The 17,143-nt window shown below is 55.5% G+C and carries 13 protein-coding genes and 1 tRNA gene; 5 read left to right on the forward strand and 9 right to left on the reverse strand.

All coding sequences use genetic code 11. From position 1 onward, the window contains the following. The first annotated feature begins 10 nt into the window (after positions 1-10). Positions 11-799, forward strand: coding sequence for a cytochrome c1 (locus tag Q1B46_RS15305; RefSeq protein WP_299949221.1), 789 nt, complete (start codon positions 11-13; stop codon positions 797-799). Positions 800-944: 145 nt separating this feature from the next. Here Q1B46_RS15305 and mtaB read toward each other — a convergent pair whose 3' ends face one another. Together mtaB and dapF are read right to left on the reverse strand one after the other, a co-directional pair. Next, positions 945-2,201 carry a tRNA (N(6)-L-threonylcarbamoyladenosine(37)-C(2))-methylthiotransferase MtaB gene (gene mtaB / locus Q1B46_RS15310; RefSeq protein WP_299949222.1) on the reverse strand — a complete coding sequence of 419 codons (1,257 nt, stop codon included), beginning with the start codon at positions 2,199-2,201 and terminating at the stop codon, positions 945-947. Further along, on the reverse strand, positions 2,198-3,040 hold the full coding sequence (gene dapF, locus Q1B46_RS15315) for a diaminopimelate epimerase (protein WP_299661673.1): 843 nt from the start codon (positions 3,038-3,040) through the stop codon (positions 2,198-2,200). Before dapF ends, mtaB begins: the two co-directional genes overlap by 4 nt. Positions 3,041-3,250: 210 nt before the next feature. On the opposite strand from dapF, the gene Q1B46_RS15320 reads away from it, so the two are divergent. After that, a tRNA-Lys gene (locus Q1B46_RS15320) sits at positions 3,251-3,326 on the forward strand. Between the two features lie 415 nt (positions 3,327-3,741). Next, on the forward strand, positions 3,742-7,158 hold the full coding sequence (locus Q1B46_RS15325; RefSeq protein ID WP_299949223.1) for an AAA domain-containing protein: 3,417 nt from the start codon (positions 3,742-3,744) through the stop codon (positions 7,156-7,158). Positions 7,159-7,946: 788 nt separating this feature from the next. Here Q1B46_RS15325 and Q1B46_RS15330 read toward each other — a convergent pair. Next, entirely contained in the window at positions 7,947-8,603 is a 657-nt protein-coding gene (locus tag Q1B46_RS15330) for an invasion associated locus B family protein (RefSeq protein WP_299949225.1), read from the reverse strand. Between the two features lie 248 nt (positions 8,604-8,851). On the opposite strand from Q1B46_RS15330, the gene Q1B46_RS22215 reads away from it, so the two are divergent. Beyond that, a complete protein-coding gene (locus tag Q1B46_RS22215; protein ID WP_366871591.1) occupies positions 8,852-9,172 on the forward strand; it encodes an amidohydrolase family protein in 321 nt (106 codons plus the stop codon). Between the two features lie 357 nt (positions 9,173-9,529). On the opposite strand, the gene iolG is transcribed toward Q1B46_RS22215, so the two are convergent. The 6 genes from iolG to iolD are packed head-to-tail and all read right to left on the reverse strand — an operon-like array spanning position 9,530 to position 15,899. Then, a complete protein-coding gene (gene iolG / locus Q1B46_RS15335; RefSeq protein WP_299949227.1) occupies positions 9,530-10,519 on the reverse strand; it encodes an inositol 2-dehydrogenase in 990 nt (329 codons plus the stop codon). Between the two features lies 1 nt (position 10,520). Beyond that, complete coding sequence (locus tag Q1B46_RS15340; RefSeq protein ID WP_299949229.1) at positions 10,521-11,351, reverse strand: class II fructose-bisphosphate aldolase; 831 nt, start codon at positions 11,349-11,351, stop codon at positions 10,521-10,523. Then, positions 11,348-12,205, reverse strand: a complete 858-nt coding sequence (locus Q1B46_RS15345; protein WP_299949231.1) for a 5-deoxy-glucuronate isomerase — start codon at positions 12,203-12,205, stop codon at positions 11,348-11,350. The genes Q1B46_RS15340 and Q1B46_RS15345 overlap by 4 nt, the downstream gene beginning before the upstream one ends. Positions 12,206-12,217: 12 nt before the next feature. Further along, on the reverse strand, positions 12,218-13,195 hold the full coding sequence (gene iolC, locus Q1B46_RS15350) for a 5-dehydro-2-deoxygluconokinase (RefSeq protein WP_299949233.1): 978 nt from the start codon (positions 13,193-13,195) through the stop codon (positions 12,218-12,220). Beyond that, the gene (locus Q1B46_RS15355) at positions 13,192-14,031 is read right to left on the reverse strand and encodes a phytanoyl-CoA dioxygenase family protein (protein WP_299949235.1); all 840 of its coding nucleotides are present in this window, start codon (positions 14,029-14,031) and stop codon (positions 13,192-13,194) included. The genes iolC and Q1B46_RS15355 overlap by 4 nt, the downstream gene beginning before the upstream one ends. Then, complete coding sequence (iolD, locus tag Q1B46_RS15360; RefSeq protein ID WP_299949237.1) at positions 14,031-15,899, reverse strand: 3D-(3,5/4)-trihydroxycyclohexane-1,2-dione acylhydrolase (decyclizing); 1,869 nt, start codon at positions 15,897-15,899, stop codon at positions 14,031-14,033. Before iolD ends, Q1B46_RS15355 begins: the two co-directional genes overlap by 1 nt. A 128-nt stretch (positions 15,900-16,027) precedes the next feature. On the opposite strand from iolD, the gene Q1B46_RS15365 reads away from it, so the two are divergent. Continuing rightward, a complete protein-coding gene (locus Q1B46_RS15365) occupies positions 16,028-17,131 on the forward strand; it encodes a Gfo/Idh/MocA family oxidoreductase (RefSeq protein WP_299949239.1) in 1,104 nt (367 codons plus the stop codon). The last annotated feature ends 12 nt before the right edge of the window (positions 17,132-17,143 follow it).

Here is a 17,143-nt window from a genome sequence, read left to right on the forward strand (position 1 = left end):
GACGGGAAACATGTTCAAGAAACTTGCAATCGGTGCCGCGTTTGCCATAGCAATTGCGCCCGCCTCGACCTTTGCGGCAGGTGGCGGTGAGCAACACATCGAAGACTTCGACTTTTCGTTCGAGGGTCCTTTTGGGACCTGGGATCAGAACCAGCTTCAGCGCGGTCTGCAGATCTATACCGAGGTTTGCGCCGCTTGCCACGGTCTGCAATACATTCCTCTGCGGACGCTCGAGGATCTGGGATACTCGGAAGAGCAGGTCATCACCTATGCGGCCGACAATTTCGAAGTGTTCGATCCCGAGGAGGATGATTTTCGCCCGGCAATCCCAACCGACCACTTCCCGGCCAACACCGGTGTTGGCGCACCGGACCTGAGCCTGATGGCTAAGGCTCGTGCCGGGTTCCACGGTCCGTACGGATTGGGCATCAACCAGTTGGTCAAAGGTATGGGCGGCGCGGAATACATTGCCTCGCTTCTGGATGGCTACACCGGTGAAGAAAAGGAAGAGGCTGGTACGGTTCTCTATGAGAACAAGGCCTTCCCCGGCGGCTGGATTTCGATGGCACCGCCTTTGTCCGAAGATCAGGTGGAGTTTGCTGACGGGCATCCAGCCACGGTTGAGGCGATGTCTGAAGACGTGGCAGCCTTCCTGATGTGGACGGCAGAACCGAAGATGATGGAGCGCAAGAACGCCGGTTTCGTTGGTGTTCTGTTTCTGACTGTTTTGTCAGTGCTGCTGTATCTGGTGAACAAGCGCCTCTGGGCGCCTCACAAAGGCAAAACCCGCAAGGACTAAGGTCCATTGAGTTAAAAAAATTAAAAACCCCCGCTCCCTGAAGGCTGCGGGGGTTTTTCTTTGCGAGGTTGGCAGAAGGGGCCAGCCCCTTCTTGGCCTGCGGCCAATTCAACCCCGAGATATTTTTAGCCAGATGAAGGGCGGATCAGGCCTGGAGTTGGCGAGAGGTCTGACCGGTGATCTTCGTCGTCACGATCTGACCTTCTTGCTGAGGCGTGTCGAATGACACTTCGGTGAACTGTTCGGTCCGGCCCATATGAGGGTTTTCCATCAAGATATTGTGGACTTTGCCAACCTGGCCTGAAAGGTGCTTGGCAACTTGCTCCTCTCCCTTTGAACGCAGGCGGGCTGCGCGCGCTTTAATGGTCGTTCCATTCACCTGTTGGGGGATGCGGGCGGCTGGGGTTCCCTGGCGTTTTGAATAGGGAAACACGTGCAGCCATGTCAGGCTGCAGTCTTCGACCAATTTCAGTGAATTCTCGAAATGGGTCTCGGTCTCGGTCGGGAATCCGGCGATTATATCAGCGCCGAACGTCATGTCCGGGCGCAACTTGATGGCCTCTTCGGTGAAGCGGACGGCGTCATCGCGCAGGTGGCGACGCTTCATGCGTTTCAGGATCAGGTCATCGCCGTGTTGCAAGGACAGATGCAGATGAGGCATCAGGCGCGGTTCGGTTGCGATGGCCAGCATCAAGTTCTCATCCACTTCAATCGAGTCGATCGAGCTGATGCGCAGACGTGAAAGATCGGGCACCAGCTTAAGGATGCGCATAACGAGATCGCCCAGTTTGGGCGTGGCAGGCAGGTCAGCGCCCCATGACGTGAGATCCACACCGGTAAGGACAACTTCGTTATAGCCTTTGTCGACCAGCCGTTTGATCTGGTCTACCACAACACCCGCTGGGACGCTGCGCGAGTTGCCCCGGCCATAGGGAATGATGCAGAAGGTACAGCGATGGTCGCAGCCATTCTGGACCTGAACATAGGCGCGTGATCTGGTGCCAAAACCGTCGATCAGATGGCCAGCCGTTTCCGTGACAGACATGATGTCATCCACCTGAACGGCTTCGGTCTGGCCGATGAAATCCGCGGCCATCCGTTTCCAGGTTTCGGGCTGCATCTTTTCAGTGTTCCCGATCACCGCGTCAACCTCATCCATCCGGGCGAAGGTCTCGGGCTCGGTCTGCGCGGCGCAGCCGGTGACGATCAAGCGGGCGCCTGGGTTTTCCCGCCGCAGCTTGCGGATTTCCTGGCGGGCTTTACGCACCGCCTCGGCGGTCACAGCGCAGGTGTTTACGATCACCGCGTTTTCCAAGCCGGCCTGTTGCGACAGTTCTTTCATCGCTTCGGTCTCATAGGCGTTCAGTCGGCAGCCTAGCGTGCTGAATTTGGGTGGGTTCATTCCAGCGACCTCAGGAACTCTGGCGTCAACGTGCCAGAAAAGACGTGGGCCGTGGGCCCTGTCATCCAGACACCGTCATCGCGCCAGTCGATCCAGATTGTCCCGCCGTCAAGTTCCACCTGGACCTTGCGCCCCGTGAGACCACGCCGGGCCGCTGCAACGGCTGTAGCGCAGGAAGATGAGCCGGAAGCCAGAGTGACGCCGACACCACGCTCCCATACGCGCATACGAATCTGGTCAGGCCCCGTGATCTGAGCGACTTGCACGTTGGTACGTTCCGGATAGAGCGGATGGTATTCATAGCGCGCGCCGAATTCTTCCAGCGGGATTGCGTCAGCGTTATCAACAAAGAAGGTGCAATGCGGATTGCCCATACCGGTCGCGGTCGGTCCGCCCTCGATAGGGAGCTCCAGCGTTTCCACCTCTTCGGCCAAAGGGATCTCATTCCAAAAGATCTGAGGTTGACCCATGTTGACCGAAGTCAGTCCCTTGCCCGCGTCACGCGCAAATAACATACCACGCTCTGTTGTCAGTGTCAGATCGGAGCTGCCGGTTTCATCCATCAAAAACCGCGCTATGCATCGCGTGGCATTGCCACAGGCAGCCGAGGTTGATCCGTCAGCATTGTAGAACACCAAATGGGCATCCGATTTTCCGCTTTCGATCACTGCCAGCTGGTCGAAACCCACGCCAAACTGCCGATGCCCGATTCCCATAGCCAATGCCGGCGTGATCGGGTCAGCATGCGCACGCGCGTCTACAATGACAAAGTCATTGCCCAGCCCGTGCATTTTCATAAAGGGCAATCCGGTATCGTTTATAGGTCGCATTGCGGGCATATAACCTTGGCAACAATATGAATCCACCCTGTCGCACAGATTCCTTAAAAAAGGGGTTGACCCCCTAGCGCCACCTGCCTAATTAGGCCGCCTATCGGGACGCTGGATTGACAACTCAATACAGTGTACCGGGGTGCAAATTAAGGTCTTGAACCCAGTTGGGAAAATACCTTACAGAGCGCCATGGATCGAAAAGATTCAAAGAAGAGTGGGCCGTTAGCTCAGTTGGTAGAGCAACTGACTTTTAATCAGTGGGTCGCAGGTTCGAATCCTGCACGGCTCACCACTTTTTTCAAATGGAAGATGACACGAAGTTCGTCTCTTTTGACAAGAGTTTGTCGCTTTTATGGGAAACTCTTGGGCTTTGCATCATGCGTCTCATGGGTGCACTGTTAAGCTCGGTGCCGACATCTGGATTCAAATACAGAGCGCCTATGATGTAGCGCATGCTTCTTGCGATGTGGATGTGTCAGGTATTTCGACATTGAAGACTGCCAAGTGAATGCGGCCGGGCGTGTTCCCAAGCACATGTCAAGCGGAGGGTTGATAAAACCGCAGCTCCACGCCCCCATACTCAGTAGAAAAACCGCCTTGAAGGACCTGTCACCTGTCTGACAATCAGGCTATGCCTAGGGTTGTATTTAATAATTGGCTCGCACCAGCTCATTGTACGGTGCGGGCATAAAATTTGGCAGGTTGCGATGAATAGTGGGTTCCATGAGATTCTAGGTTACTGGCGCGCGTCGTTGGCGGATGGTGCATTGGGGCGGGGTCGCTTCAGGCAGCGGGATCGGAAGGATTTCATCGAACTGTCGAAAGACACGCTGCGCGATGGAGTGCTGCCTAAGAACCAGGTTCGCAATGTTTTTGAAGGACAGAAGCCGGATACCAAGGTAGTAGACGTACAAATCTGGCCGATGGTCATGGCTCGGAGAACTTCCCACGGTGCGACTATATCCAATGGTTCTCCAGAAATCGTCGCACCTGTAGTTACAGAGGCGACCGTCGATAGAGACGGTAACATTCGCCCATCCCGAAACGTCATTGCGAGAGACGTGCTGAAGCCACTCCCCAACGATGTTTTTTCGCTCGGCAAGGTTGAGGATTTCGATACCTTTCTTTCAGCGTCGCCCTTCTCGCCAGACGAAAACTCCCCTGTTTGGGACCAATACTTAAAACACTGTCGTGCAATGCTCGATGCCGTTTCTCCCGGGTGGCCATCTGACGATGACAATTATCTCTCTGCCGGCGTGGGATTTATGGAGGTTTCCGGTGAGGCTGCCGCAGCTATTGCGCAAGTTATCAGCCTCTATGACACGCTGCTTGGTGAAAAACACAAAGCGCCGCTGTTAGAAAATCTGGCCGGATCGCCCTCAACCAAAAAGGAGCTTTCTCCTCAGACGGAAGCGAACTTCATAAATCGACTGGGACATGCCAGCGATGAATTTCCGCTCGCAGATCATCAACGTCAGGTTCTTTCATATCTCTCAACCGGAAAACCCAGCGATGTGCTTGCTGTCAACGGGCCTCCTGGAACAGGCAAGACGACAATGCTCCTGTCGGCCATTGCAGATGCGTGGGTTCGCGCAGCGCTGGAAGAAAGTGCTCCACCGGTCATCGTCGCGGCGTCCACCAATAACCAGGCTGTAACAAACATTATCGGCGCGTTCGGCAAGGACTTCTCCGAAGGCGAAGGCCCATTCGCGGGTCGTTGGTTGCCTGGCCTCAAAAGCTACGGGTTGTTTCTTCCAGCAAAATCAAAAGAGGCCGAGGCTGCTCGCCGGTATCAAACTGAGCGGTACTTCAATGAACTAGAAAGCCATGACTATGTTCCCCGCGCCAGAGACGCTTTTCTGGAGGCAGGGAAATCTGCATTTCCGGGCCTTGAAAATCCAGATGTGAAAGAGATCGTATCTTCCTTACACAAGCGGATTGCTGAAGAGGTTGCAAAACTGTCCGATGCGGACAAGTCACGGAAATGGGTTGAGGAGGCAACATCGAAAGTTGTTAACCTATTGGGCGACGATGCCGAGGCAACACTGCTGCAGGTGGAAAAAGCAATGCAGGATGGCGCAGCAGAACTTGAGCGCCACAAGACTTGGGAATCCGGGTGGACCAAACATCAGGCTGATGAATCTGTCTTTTTAGTAATGTTCAACTTTCTTCCATCTGTGGCTCAAAAAAGAGTGATGAAAGGGCGTGTCTCCCTGGAAACCATCGGCTGCACGCTGGATTTCTCCGATGTCAGTTCGGTTGAAAGTTTGGGGAATAGCCTGCGAAATGCGGTTCGAATTGCACAGGAGGCTGCTAAAACCACCAAGTCCAGATATGAGGCAGCACGGTCAGCGTTAGAAAATCTGAATCAGGCGAAGAGAGCATGGGCGCGCGCAACGGAAAATCTTGGTGCGTCGGCCGTTCCAGCAACTGATGCATTGGACGTCGATAGATTTGCCGATTGCCACGCCCGTTTTCTTCTTTTCCGATTGGCTTGCCACTATTGGGAGGGGCGGTGGCTTCTGGAAATGGAAGATAGCTTAGACGATATCGTGGCGTCGCATCGGAAAACCGGGCGGAAAACAATCGAACCACGCTGGCACCGTCGTATGATGCTGACACCCTGTGCTGTTTCCACGTTTGCGAGCTTGCCAGGCAAAATGAGCTTTGGTCTGAAGTCTGGCGGTGAATGGGGCACAGGCTATTTGTTCGACTTCATCGACTTGCTGATTGTTGACGAAGCCGGGCAAGTCTTGCCGGAGGTTGCGGCGCCCTCGTTTGCATTAGCGAAGTGCGCCTTGGTCATTGGGGACACCCAGCAGATTGAACCAATCTCATCTGTGTCTAAAGCAGTCGATATTGGCAATCTGCAAAGTGCCGGTTTTCTAAAAGAGACCTATGCCGAGGCCGATTTGGCGACACTGTCAGATACGGGCATGCGTAGTGTTGACGGTAGTGTAATGCGCCTCGCCCAGCAAGCGTGCGTCTATGAGCCCTACCCGGAATTAGAGCGAGGGCTTTACCTGTTCGAGCATCGGCGTTGCTTTGACGAAATCATCAATTTCAGCAACAAACTCTGCTACAAAGGATCGCTCAAACCGATGCGAGGCTGTGCTCCCGAGGGTCGCGCTGTACCGTCGATGGGGTACCTACATATTGATGGTATGGCTTTAAGCTTCGGCGGCAGCCGCGCAAACGCGACTGAGGCTGCAACAATTGCAGACTGGCTCGCAGAAAATCGGCAGGATCTTGAAGGCCAATACAACAAAAAACTGGAAGACATAGTCGGTGTCGTCACGCCCTTCGGGCGGCAGGTGCAAGAAATCAAACGCGCTTGTGCCGAACGAGGCATTGACGCGAAAATGACCGTTGGCACGGTTCACTCGCTTCAAGGGGCTGAGCGACCAGTCATCCTGTTCTCACCGGTCTATTCCAAACATGCCGACGGGCATTTCATCGACATGTCACCAAGTATGCTGAATGTGACCGTATCACGTGCAAAAGACAGCTTCCTTGTCTTCGGTGACATGGATGTATTTTCGTCGGCTGCGAAGGGTACGCCCAGATCGGTCTTGGCTGAATGTCTGTTCTCTCAGAGCGATGGCGTGCTTGAGTTTACTGCGCAGCCGCGCTCCGATCTTCAGGATTCAAGTCACCCGCTTTCGACATTGAGAGACGCAGAAGAACACGATCGGTTCTTGAAAAATGCCCTGTCCACAGCCCGTGAAATGACCATCGTCAGCCCGTGGATCATTGCCTCAACAATGAAACGTGCTGGGTTACTGGATGCTTTCCAAGGTGCGGTGGCGCGGGGTGCAGAAATCGATGTCATCGCAGATCCTCTGTTGAACCAGTTGAAGTACGATGATGGCGTAACACAGCTAGAAGCAGCAACATCTGCACTGCAAGATGTAGGTGTACGAGTCCACGAAGTGCGTCAGCTGCACAGCAAGATTGTCATAGTGGATGCCAATCGGCTTTGCATCGGCTCCTACAATTGGCTGAGCGCTGACCGGAAGGGCCGATATGCGCGCCACGAAACGTCGATCGTGTACAATGGTTCGCACCTTCAAAGCGAGATTGAGGTCATCAAGCAAAGCCTAGGTGCTCGCGAAAAGCGCTGACAGTCCCACGAAATCACTCTTTTTACTCACCCTGCCGTGCGCTGGCAGGGTGGTTTCACGCTTTCTGTGATCTTAGCGGATTGATCTGGGAAAGCGACATACTTTCTGTCGAAAAGCGTCAGTCTTTTGTCGACGTCTTGAGGTTAACCTTATGTAATATAAAGGTACTTTTAAGATTCAGGTGCCAAACTCCGTATCATCTTACACCAAATATAAAATCAATACCTTACACCAAACAGGTGCGAAGTATCGCATCGTGCTAACGCTCTAACTTTAATCTCTGGGGGACATATGGGAGACACAAAGTGTGTTAGTGGTACTTTGTCGCTTTTCAGTCGCTCCACTCCACATCATCAGTTCAAGCGTTCCACCGGCAAGAAAAGGTCCAATAAGTTCCCTCGAACAGCGGCTTGTATGCTTGGCCGTGCTGGTGCGATTTCTTCTGGGAATCGCGAAGCTGCAATCACGCCGATATATCGCAATGCCGCAGGATTATTGGTTCGTCATCAAGGAATGGTTGAAGCGTTACGAAGTACCTGCGCCGCTAAATCTGCCTGTGTAGCCTGAGCAAACGAGGGCTATTGCTTGTTTCATAGGGGCCTGAAGGGGCGATCGAAGGAGTCTAGGCTAGCCCTCACAAAGGGATACACGGAGCTGTCAGTGTAATTGGCTCGGTAACTCAAAGGTAACCAAAAAGGTTTGGCCGCGATATTGGGGAGCCCCCTTACTTCTGTATGGACTGCTCAAGGGCGGCGGGGCACGTTCGAAATGGCGATGACGTATTGTCATCAGTTGGCTGGATGGCTCCGTTTTTTCGCTTCTTTGAGGGCCGTCGAGATACCACGTGGAGAAAACGTGAAGCTGCGCCGCAGTGTTGGAGAGCCCGCGAAGAAATAGGATACCTCCACCTCTTCCCCTTTGTTGTACGCATTTAACATCTTCTGAGACAGCCCCATGTTAACTTGGCAATGTGTAGGGGCGCAAAACTGGAGATTATATTTTAGACTAGGTTGCCCATCAATCGATACAGTTACACCTTTCCCTAGATCCAAAGTTGTCTGCAATTGCAATGCCAGTCCGGCAACTGCTCCTTCTTGGTCCGCTGGAAAACCAACTATGTTCGCAATGTTCGTACCCTGATAATTGATATTTTGACTTGCCACACATTTAGACGTTTGCCTTTCGCAAAGAATGCTCCAATCAGCAACTCTGGCAACCTTCTTAGGTTTTGCCTCGGCGGGCCCAATGGCAGCAAAGCAGACAGCGGCAATCAAAAAGGTCTGATACATAATTAACTTTCGTTGAGACAACTGAATTTTTCCATGTTTCGTATCAAGTATCTCATGGCTGGGCCAGAGCTGACGGGACAGTATGGGCAGCGCTGAATTGTTCGATACAAAAAGTAACAAAATCACAGGCGCGTGGGCAGATTTTGCATCATCCACACCCTTCAATCAGCTTTTTAACTCACGAGCCGCACTTACATGCCTACCAATAGCGTTCCTCAAGAGTTAGGATGCGCGACTTCGCATCTCGTGCTTGTTCGCTTGGTTCGCTTTGCTAGGGCGGTGGCCGCCACCCGTACCGTGCATCCGTGAGAAAAACCCATTCCTATGTATCGAACTCCTCCAATTGGTCGGGATAACCTCTGAGACCCTTAATTTCAAAATCTTCAAACATTTCTCAAACGTGTCTGTCGTCAACGGGATTACAAAACTGGGCGGATGCGTTGGCAACACTTTCGGCCCTGCCGCAGGTTCATTGCAAACTCTCGGGCCTTGGAATGTTTGATCACGACTGGACCGCTGAAAGCGTCTCGCCCATCATTTCAACCTGCTTATCGCAGTTTGGCGCCGATCGCTGCATGTTCGGATCGAATTTTCCGGTCGATAGTCTGACTTCAACTTACGAAGAAGTTGTATCCCGATACCAATACCTCCTCCCGGCTTCGTATCATGACGACGTGTTCCAGAATACGTCGAAACGATTCTATCATATTGAGAATAAAAACTAATCTTTGCAAACTATCTGAGAACTTGGGTTGTCAGAATATTGGATGTTATGTCAGCGACCGACACCATACATCGGATTTGAATTTTGCAGAGGGGTTGGTGAGGGGGTAATGACCAACCCCTCTGCAAGGGGGATATTCGGATCGGCGAAACGATCCGTTGAAAGCAGACTATTCCAAGCCATCCGCCCCGTATATTGGGGGTTCCCCGTAGTAGGAAAAATTAATCTTCCAGACACATTCCGGACATCTGGTGCCGATACCAAGCAAACACGGCGCGCCTAGAAGACGTCTGATGATTTCTTGAGGGGGTACGAGTTCGGCGCGTCGTACCTTGATCCTGTTAGCCAGCCCAACACATCAGGCGAGGCTGACAACTGTTCCCTGTTTCAGCGAAGTATCTGCCGCGTCTGCCAGAATCTGTGCGCGCAATCCGTCGATGATTCCAGGCGAAAGGGGCTCAGACCCGCTCATCGCTGTGATGAAATGAGCCATCTCGGCGCGATAGGCGCTCTCATAGCGCTCCAGGAAGAAATGCTGGGCCGGGGCTTTGCGGAATCCCAGCGGGGTCGCAATTTCGACCGTATTTTCCAACATGTTTTCCGCGCGCAACAGACCTTTCTCACCATGCACCTCGATGCGTTGGTCATAGCCATAGCTGGCGCGACGCGAATTTGAGATCTGGCAAATCTTGCCGCTGGCTGTGGTCAGGGTAACGGCAGCTGTATCGACATCTCCGGCTTTGCCAATCTCGGGATCGACGAGCGATGACCCGACGGCATATACGCTGACCGGTTCTTCGCCCAGCAGGAAGCGAGCCATGTCGAGATCGTGGATCATCATATCGCGGAACAACCCGCCGGAACTTTTGATGTAGCTGATCGGTGGTGGTGAGGGGTCGCGGGACAGGATGGTGACGATCTCGACGTTTCCGATTTCGCCGTTGGTTATGCGGGATTGGATATTAGCAAAACTTGGGTCAAAGCGGCGGTTGAAGGCGGTCATAAAGGGCACGCCTGTGGCCTCGACCACTTTGATACAGTCGCGGATACGGTCGGCAGACATATCGACCGGTTTTTCGCAGAAGATCGCTTTGCCTGCGTTCGCAGCTTGGTGAATCAGGTCGTAATGGGTGTCGGTCGGGGTTCCGATGACCACCGCATCGACATCCGTGCTTTCGATCAGGTCTTCCGCCGGCAGCACGTTTGCGCCGGTTTTGTCAGCCAGTGTCTGGGCGGGTTCGGCAAATGCGTCGGCCACAGCCGTGACCCGCGCGCCGTCAATCTGCCCGATCGAGCGCGCATGCACCTGCCCGATACGCCCGCAACCAAGAAGCCCGATATTCAGCATGTCATGCCCCTTTGAATGCCTGCAGAACCCGGCGTGTCGCCTCGACCACCGGTTCGTGTGTCTCTTTCAGGATTTGAACGCGGTCGAACCTCTCTGGGTCGGTGTTCACGGCCTTGCGCAGGGCGTTCCCGAAGGCCATCCGCAGCTCGGTCCCGATGTTGAACTTGCAAACCTTAGACCCGCGCGCCAGCGCTGTGCGCTGCGCAACAGGGACGCCTGATCCACCGTGAATGACCAGTGGAACTTCGGTCACGGCTTCGATGGCACGAATGCGGGCCTTGTCCAGACCGCCTTCTTTGTTCTGTTGCAAATGGACGTTGCCGACCGAGATTGCCATTGCGTCTACGCCAGTCTCACGGGCGAACCGTGCTGCCTCATCCGGGTCGGTCCCGTCTGAACCTTCACTGCCGGAATAGCCCACAAAGCCAATCTCTCCTTCACAGGAGACCCCGGCGGCATGTGCCCTCTCGGCGATCGCCGCGGTTTCTTCAATGTTCTGGGCCAATGGTTTGCGCGAGCCGTCGAACATAACTGAGGTGAAGCCACTATCGATAGCGACGCAACACTCTTCATGGGTGTAGCCATGGTCCAGATGGGCGACGACAGGAACGCTGGCCCCTTCGGCCAGATGGCGGAACATCTTGCCCAGAACCGGCAGCGGCGTGTGTTCGCGGCAGGATGGGCCGGCTTGCAGGATGATGGGTACACCTTCGGCCTCGGCAGCAGCCACATAAGCGCGCATATCCTCCCAGCCCAGCGTCACCAGTCCGGCCACGGCATAGCCGTTACGCAGCGCGGATTGCAGCACGTCCGATAATGTCACAAGGCTCATTTGAACTTGGCCACCATGTCCATGATGCCCGGAATCGTATGCAGCTGGGCTGCATGGGTCGGTTGGAAATACTGCTTTAGCGAGCGCTGGCTGAGGCCACCGAGGATGGTGAAATAGTACATCTCATACCCCGGCAGAACCGCACAGGGGTGATAACCCTTGTCGATCATGATCGTTGAGCCATCCATGATGTGATAGGCGTCGCCCGGCTTGTTATCTTCACGCTGTAACATCTGGATGCCCGAGCCAAAGTTGGGCCGGAAGCGGAAATTATAGGTCTCGTCATGGCGGGTCTCGATCATCCCGCCTTCGTCGTCTGGGCGGTCGGTGTCATGTTTGTGACTGGGGAAGCCGGACCATCCGCCCTGACCCACGGTATAAAGCTCTGACACCAGCAGGCGGCCCACCTTGTCGTGGTGGTTTGCGCCAAGGATATGTTTGATCTTGCGATGGGTCTTGGTGTCGTCAGAGCCATATTGCACCAGATCCAGCTCTGGCACGCGCACGTCAAAAGGTTCGAGCACACGGTCATATTTTGCCCCGGCAATGAAAGTCTCAGTCTCGTCTGTCACGCAGGTGATGCGGACGTTGGCGCCGACGGGTACATAGACGCCCTCGGGCTCGCCATCCCAAACGTCGATTGTGCGGTTGCCCAAATTGGAATACACCGCGCCGTCCACGTCGACATCGACGGTGCCGGTTGCAGGTACGATGCAGGTCTCATATCCGGGCACGGCGTATTCGAACACCTCACCCTTTTTCAGTTTGACGATATTGAAATAGTTCAGCGGCACCAGTTCACTGTCGGCATCGACAATGGCTTTGTTCTGGTTGTCATGGGGCGCAATATGCATCTGCGTCTCCTTTCAGGTATCCGTTGGACCCGGGTGTTGGGCCAGAAAGTCGTCAAGCTGGGGCGTGGTCGGCATGGCCCCGGCGCAACCGGGCTTCGACACAACGATGGAGGCGCAGGCCGAGCCACGCAAAACCGCGTCGCGCAGGCCATGACCCGCCGCGACCGAGGCTAGAAAGCCAGCCAGAAAACTGTCCCCCGCGCCGTTCGGTTTTACGGCAGTGACCGGGTAGATACCGGTGCGGATCTCTTGCCCATCGGTCAGAGTGATGGCCCCTTCGTGGCCCATCTTATAGATCACCATCTTGCCGTTGGCGGCCAGCTCGCGGGCTTTGTCCAACCCTTTTTCGATGCCACCGGCCATAAAGCCGAACTCTTCGTCATTGCCAACGATCAGGTCACTTTCGTTGCCTGCGCGGGTCAGAACCTCTGAGGCGACCTCCGGGGACGGCCAGCTATAGGGGCGGTAATCGATGTCGAATATGACAGGCAGACCAGCAGCGCGGGCGTTTTCGAACGCGCGGAACGTGGCCGAGCGCGAGGGATCCGACGCAAACACCGTGCCAGCAGTGATCAGGGCCGAGAACGCGCCATAGTCCACTACGTCCATATCCGCTTCGGTCACCTGAAAATCGGCGGCACCGTTGCGATAGATGACGTTCTGGAAGTCCTCGATGCAGCTTTCGTAGACAGCCAGAGAGGTCCGCGCCTCACCGCCCACCGCGCGGATATACCGCGTTTCCACGCCATAGTCCTGCAGCCTGTTCACACAGAACCGCCCCACCGCGTCGTCCGAGACCGAGGTGATCAGCGCTGCCTGACTGCCCAACTTGACCAATCCAGCGCAGATATTGGCGCTCGATCCGCCCAAATCGGCGCGAAACATCCCAGCGTCTTCGCTTTTGGTTCCGGCGGGATCGGCATACATATCCATGCCAGCCCGCCCGAATACTGCAAAGCGATTGCCTTTTATGCCTTCGATCAGAGTCACTTGCGCCCCTCGGTATTTCCTGCCCGGGCAGCATCCAGCACCTCGGGGTAGGGGTAGTTGAGGCCCAGCAATTGCCGCAGATCAGGGCTCGCCTGATCGAGGAAGTCCTGTGGTAGTGCTGCGGGCATGTCCTCCATCGGTTTGACCCATTTGGGCAGGTACTGGATCAGGATCGCGCTGCGGTCGTGATTGGCGTTGTTGGGCATCGCGCAATGCCATGTGACACCGTAGAACAGAGCGACGTCACCGGGTTCACCGGTCATCTGCTCGCAGTTTTCATAGAACTTATCTTCGGAGGTCGGATAGCGCAGTTCTTTCTGCGATCCGGGCACATAGCCGGTCGCGCCGCTTTCTACGGTGAACGGGTCCAGCAGGACCGAAACCTGCGCGTTCATCGGAAATGATCCGTTCAGGCCGACAGGATGTGTTTCGGGGCTGTGAAAGTCCCAATAGGGATAGTCCACATGCGGTTCCTGCCCAGGACCACCCGGCAGGATGCGGTTGGCCGCGATTGAGCCCATGATGAACTCGGTTCCCAGAAACTTACGGAGGATTTTCATCAGAACCGGATGCGCGGCCATGCGGGAAAACACGTCGCCCTTACCCAGCAGGTTCCAGACCCGGCGCTGCAGGTTCAGCTTGCCATCCTCTTCCGCAGCACCTTGAAAGTGGGTCACTTTTTCGGCCGCTGATTCAGAATGCTCCATGATGATGGCGCGCGCTTCGGCTATCTCCTCGGGCGTGAACAAGCCCGAGATGGCAACCGCCCCGCCGCCGTTCAGCAACTCTTCGACGATGGCGTCGGGATCGGCTGTTTCTGCTGTGAACCGTTTCATCAGATGCCCTTGCGTTGTTTTTCGCGGGTGGTTTCCCATTCGACATGAGCGTTGCGGACCTTTTCGTCCGCCGAGGTGTGGGGCGTTCCGACCTCCCACCACGTATGACCTTCGGTGGTCCAGCCGTCATAGGCGTCCACATCCATCACGATCACATAGGTCTTGTCGCTGGCTTTGGCGCGCTTGAATGCCTCAGCCAGTTCCGCAGGGTTTGCGACCTTTTCGCTGGTTGCCCCCATCGAGGCCGCGTGGGCTGTGAAATCAACGCCGAACGGTTCCGGGATGGTGGGGCAGTCTGCCAGCAAGTTGTTGAAACTTTCATTGCCGGTGTTGTTCTGAAGCTTGTTGATGACGGCAAAGCCGCCGTTGTCCAGCACCAGAACGATCAACTTCTTGCAGCTCAGGACTGATGAATAGATGTCCGAGTTTAACATCATGTAAGATCCATCGCCGCAGAAGGTGATGGTGTCCTTATCGGGCTCGCGTTCGGATTGGGCGATACGTGCGCCCCAGGCACCTGCGATCTCATAGCCCATGCAGGAAAAGCCGAACTCGACATCAACCGTGCCGATATCAAGCGTGCGCCAGTTGGCGGTAACCTCTGCGGGTAGGCCTCCGGCGGCGGCGACCACTCGGTCGCGCGCGTCACAAAGCTCGTTCACAACGCCGATGGCTTGCGCGTAGGAGTTCGGACGATTGCCGTAGGCGACGTTCTCGGCGACATAGGCATCCCATTTGCGCCGCTCGTCTTGCGCCAGAGATACCCAATCGGTCGGCGCGGTATAGTCATTCGCCTGTGTTAGAGCCTGAAGAGAAAGTTTCGCATCCCCAACAACCGGCAAGGACATATGCTTGACCGCATCATGGCGCGCCGCGTTGATCGAGATGAACTGGGCGTCCTTGGCAAAGGCGGTCCATGATCCGGTCGTGAAGTCTTGAAGCCGCGTGCCCACGGCGACAATCACATCCGCCTGTTCCGCAATCGCGTTGGCACTGTCTGAGCCGGTCACACCAATCGGGCCGATGTTCAGCGGATGGGTCGCCAGCATGTTTGCACGGCCCGCGATGGTTTCGACCACTGGAATCTGATGTTTTTCCACAAATTCGGTCAGCTCGGTGACGGCCTTGGAATACTGTACTCCGCCACCGGCGATGATCATTGGGCGTTTCGCGCCCATTAAAGCCGCCGCAGCATCTTCGATTTCATCCGCATCAGGTGACTGGCGGCGAATGCGATGTACCTTCTTTTCAAAGAACTTCACCGGGTAGTTATAGGTCCACCCCTGCACGTCCTGCGGCAGCCCGAGGAAAGCGGGACCACAATCGCCCGGGTCCAACATGGTTGCGATGGCGGCGGGCAGAGATTGAATGACCTGCGCCGGATGCGTGATGCGATCCCAATAGCGGCTGACAGGTTTGAACGCGTCGTTCACGCCAAAGGTTGGATCGTTGTAGTTCTCCATCTGCTGCAGAACCGGGTCGGGCAGGCGAGTGATGAATGTATCTCCGCACAGCATCAGCATCGGTAAACGATTGGCATGGGCCAGTCCGGCAGCAGTCAGCAGATTCGCGGTGCCCGGCCCGGCGCTGGCGGTGCAGAACATGAATCGCTGACGCAACCACTGCTTGGCATAGCCTGATGCAGCGAATCCCATGCTCTGTTCGTTCTGTCCGCGATACAGGGGTAGTTCGTCCCGCATCGAATGAAGAGCTTCGCCCAGACATGTCACGTTGCCATGTCCGAAAATCCCGAAACCCCCGCCACATAGGCGATATTCCTGTCCGTCAATCTCGATGAACTGGTTCGATAACCAGCGAATGATCGCCTGCGCTGTTGTCAGGTAAACGGTGTCGTGTTGCGCGGACATGTCTGCGGGCTCCTTTGGAAAATTGCGGTGCAGTGCCGAATGCAGCTTGCGAGAGTCCTATTCTCACGATACAAGTTTTGCAACCGGTTGCAAATGGTTTTCAAGAAAAAGCGAAGGAGGGCGTCAGAATGGCAGAAATCGGCATTGGCATTCTGGGCGGCGGATATATGGGCAAGGCCCATGCGGTCGCCATGTCTTCGGTCGGGGCGGTGTTCAACACCGCGTTGCGGCCACGGTTAGAGATGGTGTGCGCGTCCTCGCCGGAAAGCGCTGATCGATACCGTCAGGCCTATGGATTCGCGCGTGCAACCGATGATTGGCGTGTACTGGTGAATGACCCGAGAGTCGACGCCATCGTGATCGCCACGCCTCAGGAAACGCATCGCGAGATCGCACTGGCGGCCTTTGCGCTGGGCAAACCAGTTTTGTGCGAAAAGCCCTTGGGGGCGTCGATGGAAGATGGTGCCGCCATGGTGTTCGCAGCGGCGGAATCAGGTCTGCCAAATATGGTTGGTTTCAATTATATTCGCACGCCCGCCAGCCAACACGCCCGCCGGTTGATCGCCGATGGAGAGATCGGCGACATCACTTGGTTCCGGGGCGAACACACGGAAGACTTCTATGCTGATCCACAGGCCCCCGCGACTTGGCGCACGATGGGAATGTCCAACGGAACAATGGGTGACCTCGCCCCGCACATGATCAATGCCGCGCTGGCGTTGATTGGGCCAATCTCACGCGTGATGGCAGAGGTTGAGACCGTACACAAAAGCCGCCCGGGTGGAGACGTGGACAATGACGACCACGCCCAGATGATGGTGCGGTTTGCAAACGGTGCGATGGGTTCGATGTATTTCAGCCGTATCGCGACGGGGCGCAAGATGGGTTACGCCTATGAGATCAGCGGCACCAAGGGTGCGATCCGTTTTGATCAGGAGGATCAGAATGCATTGTGGCTCTATCGTATGGACGGCCCCGAGGCCGAGCGCGGCTTTCGCAAGATCCTGACCGGCCCCGCCCATCCCGACTATGAACCGTTCTGTCAGGGGCCTGGCCATGGCACGGGTTATCAGGATCAGATCATCATCGAAGCGCGCGACTTTCTGCACGCGATCGAGACAGGCAAACCGGTCTGGCCAACCTTCCGTGACGGGCATGAGGTCAACCGGATCGTCGCTGCGGCGCTGGCGTCGTCGGCGGATGAAAACTGGAAAAACATCGAAGATTTCTGAGCATCGGAGACA

This window comes from uncultured Ruegeria sp. (assembly GCF_947500045.1).
Classification (GTDB): Bacteria; Pseudomonadota; Alphaproteobacteria; order Rhodobacterales; family Rhodobacteraceae; genus Ruegeria.

Bases quoted from the DNA above. Each gene is read 5' to 3' on its own strand.
- Q1B46_RS15305 (WP_299949221.1), top strand. From the start codon at position 11: ATGTTCAAGAAACTTGCAATCGGTGCCGCGTTTGCCATAGCAATTGCG.
- mtaB (WP_299949222.1), bottom strand. From the start codon at position 2,201: ATGAACCCACCCAAATTCAGCACGCTAGGCTGCCGACTGAACGCCTAT.
- dapF (WP_299661673.1), bottom strand. From the start codon at position 3,040: ATGCCCGCAATGCGACCTATAAACGATACCGGATTGCCCTTTATGAAA.
- Q1B46_RS15325 (WP_299949223.1), top strand. From the start codon at position 3,742: ATGAATAGTGGGTTCCATGAGATTCTAGGTTACTGGCGCGCGTCGTTG.
- iolG (WP_299949227.1), bottom strand. From the start codon at position 10,519: ATGCTGAATATCGGGCTTCTTGGTTGCGGGCGTATCGGGCAGGTGCAT.
- Q1B46_RS15340 (WP_299949229.1), bottom strand. From the start codon at position 11,351: ATGAGCCTTGTGACATTATCGGACGTGCTGCAATCCGCGCTGCGTAAC.
- Q1B46_RS15345 (WP_299949231.1), bottom strand. From the start codon at position 12,205: ATGCATATTGCGCCCCATGACAACCAGAACAAAGCCATTGTCGATGCC.
- Q1B46_RS15355 (WP_299949235.1), bottom strand. From the start codon at position 14,031: ATGAAACGGTTCACAGCAGAAACAGCCGATCCCGACGCCATCGTCGAA.
- iolD (WP_299949237.1), bottom strand. From the start codon at position 15,899: ATGTCCGCGCAACACGACACCGTTTACCTGACAACAGCGCAGGCGATC.
- Q1B46_RS15365 (WP_299949239.1), top strand. From the start codon at position 16,028: ATGGCAGAAATCGGCATTGGCATTCTGGGCGGCGGATATATGGGCAAG.